This window comes from Providencia sp. CIM-Carb-044, assembly GCF_033901115.1.
GTDB lineage: Bacteria > Pseudomonadota > Gammaproteobacteria > Enterobacterales > Enterobacteriaceae > Providencia > Providencia hangzhouensis.
Genome location: NZ_JAXADV010000019.1, coordinates 1 through 13,740, shown reverse-complemented (window position 1 = coordinate 13,740; position 13,740 = coordinate 1). Strand labels below are relative to the sequence as shown.

13 protein-coding genes are annotated in these 13,740 nt (G+C 37.1%); 11 read left to right on the top strand and 2 right to left on the bottom strand.

Translation table 11 applies throughout. The features are described from left to right. The first annotated feature begins 257 nt into the window (after positions 1–257). The 3 genes from pgi to ubiA all read left to right on the top strand — a co-directional run bounded on the left by pgi (position 258) and on the right by ubiA (position 3,742). The gene (pgi, locus tag SJ312_RS21500) at positions 258–1,904 is read left to right on the top strand and encodes a glucose-6-phosphate isomerase (protein WP_110592540.1); all 1,647 of its coding nucleotides are present in this window, start codon (positions 258–260) and stop codon (positions 1,902–1,904) included. A 319-nt stretch (positions 1,905–2,223) separates the two neighbouring features. Beyond that, positions 2,224–2,736, top strand: coding sequence for a chorismate lyase (ubiC, locus tag SJ312_RS21495; RefSeq protein WP_319868338.1), 513 nt, complete (start codon positions 2,224–2,226; stop codon positions 2,734–2,736). Between the two features lie 151 nt (positions 2,737–2,887). Next, the gene (gene ubiA, locus SJ312_RS21490; protein ID WP_112307368.1) at positions 2,888–3,742 is read left to right on the top strand and encodes a 4-hydroxybenzoate octaprenyltransferase; all 855 of its coding nucleotides are present in this window, start codon (positions 2,888–2,890) and stop codon (positions 3,740–3,742) included. A gap of 83 nt (positions 3,743–3,825) precedes the next feature. On the opposite strand, the gene plsB is transcribed toward ubiA, so the two are convergent. After that, a complete protein-coding gene (gene plsB / locus SJ312_RS21485; protein WP_096865064.1) occupies positions 3,826–6,315 on the bottom strand; it encodes a glycerol-3-phosphate 1-O-acyltransferase PlsB in 2,490 nt (829 codons plus the stop codon). A 126-nt stretch (positions 6,316–6,441) separates the two neighbouring features. Between plsB and SJ312_RS21480 the strand changes: the two genes are divergently transcribed. Next, a complete protein-coding gene (locus SJ312_RS21480) occupies positions 6,442–6,816 on the top strand; it encodes a diacylglycerol kinase (protein WP_004261317.1) in 375 nt (124 codons plus the stop codon). Positions 6,817–6,952: 136 nt separating this feature from the next. Beyond that, positions 6,953–7,570 (top strand): transcriptional repressor LexA, encoded by a 618-nt coding sequence (gene lexA, locus SJ312_RS21475; protein ID WP_004261314.1) that lies wholly within the window; start codon positions 6,953–6,955, stop codon positions 7,568–7,570. A 163-nt stretch (positions 7,571–7,733) separates the two neighbouring features. Here the strand turns inward: lexA and zur are convergent, their stop codons facing one another. Then, the gene (gene zur / locus SJ312_RS21470; protein WP_004261310.1) at positions 7,734–8,249 is read right to left on the bottom strand and encodes a zinc uptake transcriptional repressor Zur; all 516 of its coding nucleotides are present in this window, start codon (positions 8,247–8,249) and stop codon (positions 7,734–7,736) included. Between the two features lie 1,098 nt (positions 8,250–9,347). On the opposite strand from zur, the gene SJ312_RS21465 reads away from it, so the two are divergent. The 6 genes from SJ312_RS21465 (at position 9,348) to SJ312_RS21440 (ending at position 13,729) form a co-directional block, all read left to right on the top strand. Further along, entirely contained in the window at positions 9,348–9,896 is a 549-nt protein-coding gene (locus SJ312_RS21465) for a fimbrial protein (RefSeq protein ID WP_094962859.1), read from the top strand. A 78-nt stretch (positions 9,897–9,974) separates the two neighbouring features. Continuing rightward, positions 9,975–10,715: a molecular chaperone gene (locus SJ312_RS21460; protein WP_165880797.1), complete on the top strand. Its 741-nt coding sequence runs from the start codon at positions 9,975–9,977 to the stop codon at positions 10,713–10,715. Then, positions 10,699–11,274, top strand: a complete 576-nt coding sequence (locus tag SJ312_RS21455) for a fimbrial protein (protein WP_319868337.1) — start codon at positions 10,699–10,701, stop codon at positions 11,272–11,274. The genes SJ312_RS21460 and SJ312_RS21455 overlap by 17 nt, the downstream gene beginning before the upstream one ends. Positions 11,275–11,296: 22 nt before the next feature. Further along, positions 11,297–11,869, top strand: coding sequence for a type 1 fimbrial protein (locus tag SJ312_RS21450; RefSeq protein ID WP_319868336.1), 573 nt, complete (start codon positions 11,297–11,299; stop codon positions 11,867–11,869). 13 nt (positions 11,870–11,882) lie between these two features. Then, entirely contained in the window at positions 11,883–12,560 is a 678-nt protein-coding gene (locus SJ312_RS21445) for a molecular chaperone (protein ID WP_110592533.1), read from the top strand. Positions 12,561–12,646: 86 nt separating this feature from the next. Then, positions 12,647–13,729 carry a fimbria/pilus outer membrane usher protein gene (locus SJ312_RS21440; RefSeq protein WP_319868335.1) on the top strand — a complete coding sequence of 361 codons (1,083 nt, stop codon included), beginning with the start codon at positions 12,647–12,649 and terminating at the stop codon, positions 13,727–13,729. Positions 13,730–13,740: the final 11 nt, after the last annotated feature.

Sequence of the window (13,740 nt, the reverse complement as noted above, 5' to 3'; positions counted from 1 at the left end):
TGCAACTCGAATTATTTAGAGTATATACTCGTTATATTTCAATCAGTTTGGGGGTTGACTGCTCTCAGATAACCGGATCATATACTTTTGTATACGTATCAGTCTAGAAAGTGTGTATTTTAATAAAATGGGTAATTAAGTCTGGAAAAGTCGCTCAGAATTGGGGAATATCAATATAACGCAGAAAACCGATAAGTCTCGTTTTCGTGACGGGGTACAATCTATTTCTATTTAAAATTATTTGGAGAGTGTTATCCATGAGAAGTATTAATCCAAGCCAGACGGCTGCATGGCGGGCGCTAGAGCAACATTTTGCGCAAATGAAAAATGTCCATATGCGCGATTTGTTTGCGCAGGATAAAGACCGCTTCACTCATTTTTCGGCAACGTTCGATGGTCAAATCTTAGTGGATTTCTCCAAAAATAGAATTACGCAAGAAACATTGGAACATTTATTGGCCTTAGCAAAAGAAACAGAGCTAGAAAGCGCCATTAACAGTATGTTCCAAGGTGAAAAAATTAACCGTACTGAAGACCGTGCGGTACTACATACTGCTTTGCGTAACCGCGATAACACCCCTATTTATGTTGATGGCAAAGATGTCATGCCAGAAGTGAATGCAGTATTGGAAAAAATGCAGCAATTTAGTCAGCGTATTATCAGCGGTGATTGGAAGGGTTACACCGGTAAAGCGATTACGGATGTGGTGAACATCGGTATTGGTGGTTCAGACCTTGGTCCATTTATGGTGACAGAAGCACTGCGTCCATACAAAAACCACCTAAACATGCATTTTGTATCGAATGTGGATGGTACGCAAATTGCGGAAACACTGAAAAAGCTGAACCCAGAAACAACACTGTTTTTAATTGCGTCAAAAACCTTTACAACGCAAGAAACCATGACAAATGCGCATTCTGCTCGTGATTGGTTCTTGGCTGCGGCAAAAGATGAAAGTCAAGTGGCTAAGCATTTTGTGGCACTTTCAACGAATGGTGAAGAAGTCGCGAAGTTTGGTATTGATACCAACAATATGTTTGAATTTTGGGATTGGGTTGGTGGCCGTTATTCATTATGGTCAGCGATTGGTTTATCCATTATTTTATCGGTCGGCTTTGATAATTTCGTTCAATTATTGAACGGTGCCCATGCGATGGATAAGCATTTTACCCAAACTCCGCTAGAAAAGAACATCCCCGTGTTGTTAGGTTTGATTGGTATTTGGTACAACAATTTTTTTGAAGCGGAAACTGAAGCGATTCTGCCATACGACCAATACATGCATCGTTTTGCCGCTTACTTCCAACAAGGTAATATGGAATCGAACGGTAAATATATTGGTCGTGATGGAAAACCTGTTACTTATCAAACAGGCCCGATTATTTGGGGTGAGCCGGGAACCAATGGCCAACATGCGTTTTATCAGTTGATCCACCAAGGAACTAAGATGATCCCATGTGATTTTATCGCACCTGCGGTAACCCATAACCCGTTAGGGGATCATCACGAAAAATTATTATCTAATTTCTTTGCGCAAACCGAAGCACTGGCGTTTGGTAAAACTCGTGAAGTGGTTGATGCCGAGTTTGCTGCGCAAGGTAAAAATGTCGCGGATATGGAATATGTTGCGCCTTATAAGGTGTTTGAAGGCAACCGCCCAACTAACTCTATCTTATTGAAATCAATCACGCCATATTCGTTAGGTGCATTGATTGCGATGTATGAGCACAAAATATTCACTCAAGGGGCGATTTTAAATATCTTTACTTTCGACCAATGGGGCGTGGAGTTAGGTAAACAACTCGCAAGCCGTATCCTGCCTGAATTAGAAAATAGTGATACCGTGAGTAGTCATGATAGCTCGACCAATGGTTTGATTAACAGCTACAAAGCTTGGCGATAAATTAATAACGTATTATTTAAATAGTTAAATGTAAGGTAGGAAATTCCTACCTTACATTATTTAACTGACATACTGTCTATTTGGCTATTTTTTAATTAAACAAATTCATTTTGTTACGATATTAATGAATTTTATTATTATCGATAACTTGCTAGTAATTAAAAAATTTTTCACTATATTTTTACATTTTGTGTTGAAAATGTGACTTTTTATATAAATTGTTAGCTAACTTTAACCTTGCCGTAAAACAACGTGATATCCTATTGCGTAAGAAATACAGTAAATCATAACCATGTTATTCATGGTGGAATTTTAAGTAATGGATGAAATGCTTTTTACTTCTCAGCCGATTCACTGGCTGGCGGAGAACGATAAAAACGATAAAATAGTGCCTGCCAATATACTAGATTGGCTACTAGAGCTTGGCTCCATGACAAAACGTTTTGAGCAGCATAGCCAGCAAGTTACCGTGATACCTTATTTAGAGCGCTATGTATCGCAAGATAAGCTGAGCGCGGATGAAGTGCAGTCTCTACCTGAAAGCCCGCGTTATTGGGTCAGAGAAGTTGTCATGTATGGAGATGGCATCCCTTGGTTACTGGGCCGAACAATAATCCCTGAAGAAACACTGACTGATGATGACCAGCAACTGGTGGATATTGGGAGAATGCCATTAGGGCATTATTTATTTAGCCGCGAGAGTTTAACTCGAGATTATATCCATATTGGTTCTTGCGCAAACCGGTGGGTACGTAGTTCTCGGTTAAGACTATCGAATAAACCGTTGCTGTTAACAGAAATATTTTTACCTGAATCACCTGCATATCGCTAACTATCCTAAGTACTTTGAGTTTTCAGGTCTTTGCAATGACACTATGCCAATAAATATAAATCAGTAAGTTGCCGAGTTTGGTGGTATTAAAATATACCTAATTTGAAGTATGATGGAATTCGAAAAGGAGCACGATAAAGTGGAGGGAAGTATGACGCTAAGTAAATGGCATGCATACAGCCGTTTAATGCGTATTGATAGACCCATTGGCTCATTGTTGCTATTGTGGCCGACGTATTGGGCATTATGGATTGCGGCTCAAGGTACGCCAAGTTTACATCTTTTGATTGTATTTACTGCTGGCGTATTCTTTATGCGTGCTGCTGGTTGTGTCATTAATGATTTTGCTGACCGCCATTTTGATGGACACGTAGAGCGGACTAAACACCGCCCACTCCCGAGTGGGGACGTAACAGAAAAAGAAGCAAAAATATTGTTTGCAAGCCTTGTTGGCCTCTCTTTTCTGCTAGTTTTGACACTCAATTCCATGACCATTTGGTTGTCGGTTGCAGGTTTGGCTTTGGCATGGGTTTATCCCTTTGTTAAGAGAGTCAGTAACTTACCCCAAGTGGTATTAGGTGCGGCTTTTGGTTGGTCAATTCCAATGTCTTTCTCTGCTGTTGGTGAAACTTTGCCAGCTGTTTGTTGGTTACTGTTTTTAGTTAATATTATTTGGTCGGTGATCTACGATACTCAGTATGCAATGGTAGACCGCGATGATGATTTAAAAATTGGTGTGAAATCAACCGCTATTCTATTCGGGCAATATGACAAACTGATTATTGGTTTGCTGCAATTACTGATGGTTGGCTTATTATTGGTGATTGGCTCACTGGCGGGTTTAGGAACCCTTTATTATATTTCATTAGTGTTAGTTGCGGGTTTATTTATCTATCAGCAGCAATTGATGGTTAACCGTGAACGTGCGCCTTGCTTTAAAGCTTTTATGAACAATAACTTTGTTGGCTTAATATTGTTTATTGGTATTTTTATCAGTTATTTTTAAATTACAGTTATTGAGCCAAAGTGAAAAAGGTCATGTTATTTCTAACATGACCTTTTTTGTTTTATTGACTCGAGAAAAGGCGATTAGCTTTTCACTTGTTCCGGAGATTGCGTGCTTTCAGTTGGTTTTTTTTCAGAAAACTCATCATCTTGACTAACACTTTCAATAGTTAAGCGAATCTCAGGTGACATCAATCGAGCCAGAACGGCATACAGTTTTTGCGCATTGGTGACAAAGATATCATTTTCATTATTATCAATGTAGCCTTCTTCTCTTAGGGTATCGACCAATGTGGAGAATACCGCTTTATCAAAGAATTCAGGAGCGTTGATACCATGCAAAACAGAAAGGCGTTGTGCAAGGATACGGCTTTGTTTTTCCAGCGTATTACGGCTGATTTCAGGGCTCGCATTGAGTAATGATAATGTGATTGCATAACGTTGCAGAGTTTCACGTACGCCAGCAGCTAAGAGCTGTAATGGACGAATACGGCGAGGATTTAACACCACCATGTCGTCTTCTTTTAAGCAAATCAGCTTTTGGTTATTTAGCTCATCAATTAGCGTATCTACCGCCTCGTGTAGCTCATCACTGTTATAACGCATAAACAGTTCTGCTTTTAAGAACGGATAAATTTGGCCTACTTGATAGTGAATGTCTTGGCGACTAATGCGTTCATAGTGCAATACAATGCTAGCAATTAGTGATGGTAATACCAATAAATGATGGATATTGTTACGGTAATAGGTCATTAAGACAGCATTTTCGCGAGGAAGGATAATAATATCCCCCATGCTATCTTTTTCGACTTCGAATTTATCCATTTGCAAAGCATGTTCTAACAATTGCTCTGCTGTTTTATTTGGGGTCGTCGCATCTGCGGTGTATGGCACATTGCGCAATAATTGCAGGTAACAGTCGACTTGTTCAATCAGTTGCTCACGAGTGAGTGAGCGTTGACGAGAAGCCAGTAACGCAGTCGCACACAGGTTAATCGCATTGGCTGCGGCTGCATTATTAATATTGACCATAATGTTATCGGCTAACGAACTGACCGTTGGGTTTAGCCACGTTGGTCTTTGTGGTTCGATAGGGTCGATAGAGTCGCGCCAATCAGGCACGCGCTGGTTAAGGTAATGAGGTAATGAAATGGGTTGACCGAAGTTAACATACCCTTGGCCTAGGTTACGCAATTTACGTAAGCCGCGAACCATAGAGAAAAAGCCTTCTTTCTCTTTTTCTGCGCCGCGAAGTTCTTTGGCATAAGTTCCCACTTCCATCACATGCTCATATCCAATGTAGATAGGAACGATGGTGATAGGGCGTGAGTCACCGCGCAACATCGCTTGTAACGTCATTGAGAGGGTACCCGTCTTAGGCTGTAATAAACGACCGGTACGTGAGCGCCCACCTTCCACAAAGTATTCGATGGAGTAACCCCGAGCAAACAACTCACTTAAATATTCGCGAAAAACAGTCGAATACAGTTTATTTCCTTTGAACGTACGGCGAATAAAAAAGGCCCCTAAACGGCGGAAAATCGGCCCTGCTGGCCAGAAATTGAGGTTGATCCCCGCGGCAATATGAGGTGGAACTAGCCCTTGATGGTATAGCACATATGAGAGCAGTAAGTAGTCCATATGGCTGCGGTGAGAGGGGACATAAACGATTTCATGGCCGTCTTGTGCAAGCTGGCGGACCCGTTCAGCGTGCTGAACATTGATGCCTTGATAAAGACGGTTCCAAGTCCAACTAAGAACCCTATCCGTTAAACGTACGGCTTCATAAGAGAAATTGGCTGCAATTTCTTCCATCATCCCAACGGCATTTTGCTGGGCTTTTTTGAGTGGAATTTTTTTACTACGCGCTTCGTCTTCAACGGCTTTTTCAATCGCTTTAGACGTTAATAGCTTATTAAACAGCTCATAACGTGCAGGGAGTTTTGGCCCAACTGCTGCTAGACGTTGGCGCGAATAGTGAATACGCGCGACACGGGCGAGTTTGTTGGCAATAATGGAGTCTGTGCCGTGGTCTTGTGCCATTTTCCCAATTGAGACAATGGGTGATAAACGCACGAAGCTGTCACGCCCTAACCATAAAACTGCAAAGAATTTTTGAATCCCATTTAACAGTTTCAATGGTGGTGCTGGAGTATGGCCTTCACGACCCGGTGAGCGGCCAAACATCACGGATGCAGGTAGCATTTGAATATCTAGATTTGGATTGTTTTTATGCAAATCTAAATAAGCATGGAAAGTTTTTACTGAATCCTTACGTGGATTCGGTGAATAATAGCGAAAAACACGTGGGCCATCATCGATAAAAACGTACGCCGGAAGCTTCGTTCCATTGATATCATTGTCGACCAGAGGGTCTGGCAGACCAATAGCTAAGCATTGATGCCGTAGCGTGAGGAGGTCAGACTTCGAATGATAAGGTAATACGTATAGGGTTGGCCTGTTGACATCAAGCTGCAACTCAGTGACGGGATCCGAAGGAATTAGTTTACTTTTTACCAATAATTTAAGTGGTAAATTCAACGTGTTGTAATATATTTTACGCCATAGTGACATAAATGATTATAGCCTCTTGTTAACAATGCTGCGCAATCATACCAGAAATACATGGTTAGATCTGTTACTGACAATTCACTTTGACCGTAAAAATCGATTATTGTTTGCATTTTTTAAGGAATAAATATGGCGAGTCAAGTTAAGGGGTTCACGCGAGTGATCAAAGCGGCGGGATATTCCCTTAAAGGTTTGAAGGCAGCTTGGGTTAATGAAGCCGCATTTAGGCAGGAATCTGTTGCTGCGATTATCGCAATCTTTATCGCATTTTATTTAGATATCAGCTATATAGATAGAATTTTGTTAGTGAGTTCAGTTGTCCTCGTGGCAATAGTCGAATTATTGAATAGTGCGATAGAAGCTGTAGTTGACCGTATTGGTAGTGAGTATCATGAACTGTCAGGAAGAGCTAAAGATATTGGTTCCGCTGCGGTATTTGTGAGTATCGGCTTAGCGCTATTTATTTGGGCACTGGTATTATGGCAGCGTTATTTCTCTGGCTAAGACGTTCGGGTGCTTAATAGGGTAAAAAGAAAGTAAATCGATAACAAATGCTTAAATTGAGCGATTTAACTGTTCCAAATCTTCATTTACCTGTATATACTCACAGCTTGACTGTATAAACAAACAGGGGAACGGAATGAAAGCACTGACGGCTCGACAACAGCAGGTTTACGATCTGGTGCGCGATCACATTTCGCAGACGGGTATGCCTCCTACACGTGCTGAGATAGCAGCAAGCCTTGGTTTTCGTTCGCCTAATGCGGCAGAAGAACATTTAAAGGCCTTAGCGCGCAAAGGGGTTATTGAAATCGTTTCAGGCGCATCCCGAGGTATTCGTCTGCTTCTTGAAGAAGAAACAGAAGACCAGGGGTTACCTCTGATTGGACGTGTTGCCGCTGGCGAACCATTATTAGCGCAGGAACATATTGAAAGTCACTATCAAGTTGACCCTGAGCTATTTAAACCACACGCAGATTTTTTGTTGCGTGTGAATGGGATGTCCATGAAAGATATTGGCATTATGGATGGTGATTTATTAGCTGTGCATAAAACGCAGAATGTCCATAACGGGCAAGTGGTTGTTGCTCGTATCGAAGATGAAGTTACTGTTAAACGTTTTAAGCAACAGGGTAACCGTGTTGAATTAATAGCAGAAAACCCAGAATTCGAACCTATTATTGTTGACTTACGTCAGCAAAATTTCACTATTGAAGGTTTGGCTGTTGGGGTTATCCGTAATAGTGATTGGTATTAAGTTCCTTTAGTCGCTAGCCGTAATGGTAGGTTACAGGCGGGAAGGACGATTGCAGGCAGATTTCATAGTTTCATTCTGAGGTCTGCCTGTTTTGTTTATTTTATTTTATTTCTTTATCTTCTCTATTTTTGCATTTCATCAAGCAATTTATCAACGCAGCTACTTATTTTTTCTTCTGGGCGATAGGTTGTTCATGGTTATGATGACAATGTTCGTGATCTTGGCAGCTATTCATTTCGTCACAATTTTTACATAAGCCGTGGTTTTCCACCACTGTATGTCTTAAGCGGAATTGGTGTTCATCTGCTAAATTAATGATTGCAGCTTCTATTGTTGTGCAATCACTTTCCGTTACGCTTCCACACTGGTCACAAATTAACATAACAGAGATATGGCTCGGGTTATCAAAATGGTGACAGACGACATAACTGTTCGTTGATTCAATTTTATGGATAAAACCTTGCTCCATTAAAAACTCAAGGCCACGATAAACCGTAGGCGGTTTAGCTTGAGGTTCAATTTCCCGTAGCAAGTCAAGTAAATCATAAGCGCTGATTGCACCATGCTGCTGTGCTATCAGGCGTAATACTGTTTCTCTTTGTGGTGTTAACCTGACGCCTCTTGATTGGCAAATATTCTCGGCCATTGCAAGGATTTTGTCTTCATTCATTCTTTTCATCTAATCGGCCTCAATATTCGAAAATGCAAACAATTACTGCTAATAAGCTTATCATATTTTTGAGATCAGGAATGCGCGGCGATACATTGTTTTATATTTATATTATTTCTATTTAAAGGGAAATATAAGCAAACGATTATCTGGAAAAACAGATAATTAGAATACTCAAAACCAGCCTATCCTCTTTGTTTTTCTTAAACAAAAAACTCGATGTTGTTTAACAAAAAACACACAAAACGTAAGGTTTTAGATTGCCATTTAGTGTAAATTTCAATTAAGACTTATCTTACGCTTATCTGTTGTAATGGTGTAATGAATCGTATATTAAGTTGTTTTTTCATTTCAATATTTTCAATGCATGTATTTATGGTTTTTAATATCATTTTTATCGGATTTTTAGAATTAAATAAAATGTGTGATTTTTACATAACTAAATACTACCTGAAATATTTATAAGTAAGTTGACTTTATAAATATAAATTAATCTAAATGACGATCATTAGTTATAGTATTTCTTCATTTTCTGGTATTTATATCTATTTATATAATTATTTTAGACTAAAAAGCTAAATTTAGGTCTATTTTTGTGTTATTTTGACAATTAATATTGCTGTATTAATATTGGTATCAGAAAGAAACAAGGTATTTAAAAGTTCAGCATAATGTTTTTGTTTGTTTCGTTTTGTTTCAAACGGGAATAGCTAATGTGAATTTGAGATGAATTAAAAGTGTGGAATGCTTTTAAAGACAATTAGGTTTTATTCATACAGAATTCAAGTTGCAATAATAGCTGATTAAACTTTCATATATTTTATTTTTGTCCATTTTACTATTTCTATATTGATGTTGGTCTCTCATTTTCGGCGATACAGAAATAGTCTTTTTTTAAAACCAGTTCAATAATTTGGTTTTAAAAAAGGGTATTGAACGGATTTTAATATCCCCCAATGTTGACTTAATTAAATAGGTTGACAGTTAGTTATCCAGGCTCATGAAAATGGCATAGGTATTTGTAAACAATTATTGTGAACTTGGTTTTTAATAAAAATTGTGTCTTTAACTACTTACATGACGACATAAATACAGAGGTATTTACATATGTTATTCAACAAAAAATTAGCGGTTTTAGCAGTATTAGCAGGTTCTATGGTAGCAGGTTCTGCATTAGCTGCAGATGGTAAGAAAGGTGCGGAAGTAACATTCAAAGCCCAATTACGTGCTCAATCTTGTGATGTGTCTTCAACTACTACAGGTTCTGTTGTTGACTGGGGAACTTTCACTAAAGATGTAACTGATGCTTTAGCACCAAATGCAGTTTTAGGTGATGAAAAATCTTTTGATTTAGTTCTGTCTAACTGTTCTGCTGACGCAGCTGATACTTCAATGAACGTATTCGCTCAAGGTCAAGCAGCAGCTGGTTTCCCAGCACTGTTTGCTAACCAAGAATCTAAAGCTTTAGCAGTTAAATTAGCTTCTGGTGCAGTTAATATTACTCCTAACGCAGATGCAGTAGTGGTTATCGACCCTAAAGTTGCTAAAGATGGTGGTGCTGTCATTCCTATGAAAGCTAATCTGATTCTTACCAAAACTGGTGTACCTACTGATAAATTATCCGTACCAGTAACATTTACTGTATCTTATAACTAATAATATTAGTTAATACGAGTAAAGAGGCTTTTTAATTAAAAAGCCTCTTAATATTGTTTTTAATGATTGGATTAAGTAATGAAAGCAAAAGAATCGTTTTTAAGAAAAAAAGTGGTTAATGATTGTTATAGAGCTTTAATTCTACTGTTTTCATTAATTACTACTACTAACGTTTATGCAGCAGACGGTGTTGGTTTAAATGCGACCCGAATAATATATGTCCAGGGTGAAAGTAGTGTATCGGTTGGTGCTCGAAATAATACAAATATTAATTATTTAGCAAAATTTTCGGTAAGCATGAATAATGATGGTTCAGCATCAAAAACGCCTTTTTCAGTTACACCTCCATTAATTAAAATCAACTCAGGGGCAACGCAAGATATTAGGATTTTTGCTCAACCGAATTCATTACCAACAGATAGAGAGAGTGTTTTTTATTTCTCTGCTACTATGATACCTGCTACTGATGGTCCTTTAGAAGGATCTGCAATGAATATTGGTTATAATAATATTATTAAGGTTTTTTACCGACCTTCAAAATTATCTATCTCACCATATGACGCATATAAAAACTTAGAGGTAAGCTCTAGTAGTACAGGTATTATTATTAATAATAATTCACCATACTATATTTCTTTAAATAAGCTCAGTGTTAATGGTGTTAAAATTGATTTAAATATGAAAAAGCGTAATACAATGATTTCTCCTTTTGACTCTTTCAGTTATATAACTCCGGCAAATGGCCGTAATGGTATAGTTAAATGGACAGTTATTAATGACTTAGGTGGCGAGGAGTCTTTTAGTGGAAAAATCAATTAGTAACAAAATAAAGGCATCTATTTTAAGTGCTATTTATATTATAATAGGCATGTGTTTCTTTATTGGAAGAGCTTCAGCTTTAGATATTGAAATTATCGGCAATGTATCTAAAGGAACGTGTGAAGTATCATATGAATCGATGACGGTTAAATTTGATAAACCATTATTAACACCTCAAATTAAACCGAATGTTGACGATGAAACCTATGTGAAACCCTTTTCTTTAAAATATAGTTGCACTGATTTTAATCTATCTGATGGTCCAGCACCATTTAAAATGAAAATAACGCCTGGGATAGGAACTTTAGTTGATAATAGTAATAAAATATATCCAACTAATAATATTACTGGAGCTGCGTTTGTTTTAAAAAACTGTGATGAGAATAAGCTCAATTGTAAAGTCGTAAACCTCAATGCTGGCGGTGAAATTAGTTTTGATGTTACAGCTAATAGCCAATTAGAGAATCATTTTGAAGTAAATGTTGTCCAGCTTGGAACTACTCAGCCAATACCTGGAGAACTAGTTGCCTCTGTTGATATAGTATTACTTCAACCATAAGAATTAATAGGTGGTATTAACTGTGAAGCCTCTAAATAAAATATGTTGTAGAGTTACATTGGCCTTTTACGTGATGTTTTTTTCTTATTCTTCAACAGCTTTAGTACCAGGTACACACGATTTTATGTTTGATTTAACTGTGCCTAAAAATACCTGTGATATTGCTGTCACTAGTGATAGTGGTAAAAAGAATATTGTTGATTTTGGAAATGTGCCTTTATCTAAGTTTGGGGTGGATGCATCTAGTGGAAAGATTAAGAAAGCTTTTGATGTTGTAATCAGTAACTGTAAAACTAATAGCTTTGATAATAACTATATTAAATTAACTGGCAACTACACAATAAATGATGGTTTTTTAGATAATCCAGGAAAAACGTTTGCTGTAAGAATCTCTGCAAATGATAATGCAAATCAATCATCTGCAGATTTTATTACAGAAACTAATAATGTTTTATGGTCGAATATTAAAACTCAAAATGTAACTAAAACATTTTATGCTTATGTCATGTGTAAGAACCAAGTTGCTGATTGCTCGATAGATCAAAATATTGGGGCATTTAAAGCAACACTAACATTGTCATATTATGCAGATTAAATAGGTAAATGTGATGATACGGTTGATATTAACAATAATACTAGCTTGGCACTTTACCCTTCATGCTGGAGGATTATCTTTAGGCCAAAGTAGAGTTATTTTCACAGATTCAGATAAGAATAAGGTTGTTAGTATCCGTAATGAGGGTGAAAGCCCTTTATTAATTCAAATGTTATTATTAGATATAAAGGATGAGAAGAATGCTGATAGTTTTATAATTAGCCCTCCTTTATTCAAAATTAAAAGTAAAACAGAACATGCAGTTAGGATATATCCTGATAATGTTTCTAAGCTACCTAAAGATAGAGAATCAGTATTCTATTTGAAAGTAAGGGGTATTCCACCGACTAGCAAAAAATTAGAGGAAGGGGATACGCCTGAAATAGTTTTTGTAACAGCTATAATTATTAAATTATATTATCGGCCTAATGGTATACCTGAGCCAAATAAGAATAATTTTGAACAGGTAAAGTTAAAAAATAAGGATGGAAGGTGGCAATTTCATAATCCAACCCCTTATTATATGACAATTGTTGATTTTAATATGAATGGTAAGAACTATAATGATTCCATTTTAGTTTCACCATTTAGTTATTATAAATTAGAAAATACTAATGAAAGTATAAATGTAGCAAGTTGGCGTTTTCTTGATGATAATGGTGCTGGAACTGAAGTGTTTAGAATTAATTGAAATTTCTTTTATATTTATTAAATAACATATAATGATTTTTCAGCGCTTGCATATTTTGAATGTAAAGATAATCTAAGGCTAGAGGAATGGAAAACAAAATATTAAAACTTGGTTTGCTATCTTCATTGATAAGCTTATCTCTGTATTCATATGGTGACGATTATTTTGAACCGAGCATGCTTGAAAGTCAGCTAGGAATTGATGCTAGCCAGTTAGATTTATCTCAATTTAATTCATCCAATACTATTCCGGCAGGTGTTTATCGCTTACAGATCGAAATAAATAGAAACATACTATCCGAACAAGATGTTAATTTTGTTGCAAACTCAAAAGGTCTTGTTGTACCTGAATTTGATAAGACAATCTTGGAAAATTGGGGGGTTAATGTAAAAGCACTGCCTGGGCTTAATAATTTATCTCCAGATGTTAAAATATTATCACTTAATGACTACATTAAAGACGCAACAGTAAGAGTTGATGTTAGTAAGTTAAAATTAATAGTCACTGTCCCTCAAATATACATGGACAATAAAGTTCAAGGATATATTGATCCATCAATGTTAGATACTGGTGTTTCTGCATTATTTTTGAATTACTTCATTAGTGGTAATAAAAATAAAACAGATTCATCGTCTGGAACAAATAAAAGTGATAGTTTATTTGGAACATTGAATAGTGGCTTAAATTTAGGTCCTTGGAGACTGAGATCCAATATGAGTTACTCTTATTCTAAGAGTAATGGCGATACTGAATCATCTACTGACTTTACTAATACATATATAATGAGAGCCCTTCACTCCATTAAATCTACAATGATGGTTGGTGAAATATCTACAGGTAGTGATGTTTTTGATTCTATTCCATTCAAAGGAATTAAAATATCAAGTGATGAGGCAATGCTTCCTAATAGCCAACGAGGCTTTGCTCCTGAAGTTGCAGGTATTGCTCAGTCTAATGCGCAGGTTACTATTAGACAAAATGGCTATGTTGTTTATCAAACATATGTGTCACCTGGAGCCTTTAGAATTAAAGATATATATTCTTCAGGTAACGCGGGTAACTTAGATGTTACGGTCAAGGAAGAAGATGGAACTGAGAAAACCTCGGCGTTTTTCAAGGTAGTTGTCACCTCTGACCGTTTTAAGCGGCCTGTTTTTCTATTGGTTTAGTCTGCTCTCTT

Bases quoted from the DNA above. Each gene is read 5' to 3' on its own strand.
- ubiC (WP_319868338.1), top strand. From the start codon at position 2,224: ATGGATGAAATGCTTTTTACTTCTCAGCCGATTCACTGGCTGGCGGAG.
- lexA (WP_004261314.1), top strand. From the start codon at position 6,953: ATGAAAGCACTGACGGCTCGACAACAGCAGGTTTACGATCTGGTGCGC.
- SJ312_RS21465 (WP_094962859.1), top strand. From the start codon at position 9,348: ATGTTATTCAACAAAAAATTAGCGGTTTTAGCAGTATTAGCAGGTTCT.
- pgi (WP_110592540.1), top strand. From the start codon at position 258: ATGAGAAGTATTAATCCAAGCCAGACGGCTGCATGGCGGGCGCTAGAG.
- SJ312_RS21460 (WP_165880797.1), top strand. From the start codon at position 9,975: ATGAAAGCAAAAGAATCGTTTTTAAGAAAAAAAGTGGTTAATGATTGT.
- plsB (WP_096865064.1), bottom strand. From the start codon at position 6,315: ATGTCACTATGGCGTAAAATATATTACAACACGTTGAATTTACCACTT.
- SJ312_RS21440 (WP_319868335.1), top strand. From the start codon at position 12,647: ATGGAAAACAAAATATTAAAACTTGGTTTGCTATCTTCATTGATAAGC.
- ubiA (WP_112307368.1), top strand. From the start codon at position 2,888: ATGACGCTAAGTAAATGGCATGCATACAGCCGTTTAATGCGTATTGAT.
- SJ312_RS21445 (WP_110592533.1), top strand. From the start codon at position 11,883: ATGATACGGTTGATATTAACAATAATACTAGCTTGGCACTTTACCCTT.
- zur (WP_004261310.1), bottom strand. From the start codon at position 8,249: ATGAAAAGAATGAATGAAGACAAAATCCTTGCAATGGCCGAGAATATT.
- SJ312_RS21480 (WP_004261317.1), top strand. From the start codon at position 6,442: ATGGCGAGTCAAGTTAAGGGGTTCACGCGAGTGATCAAAGCGGCGGGA.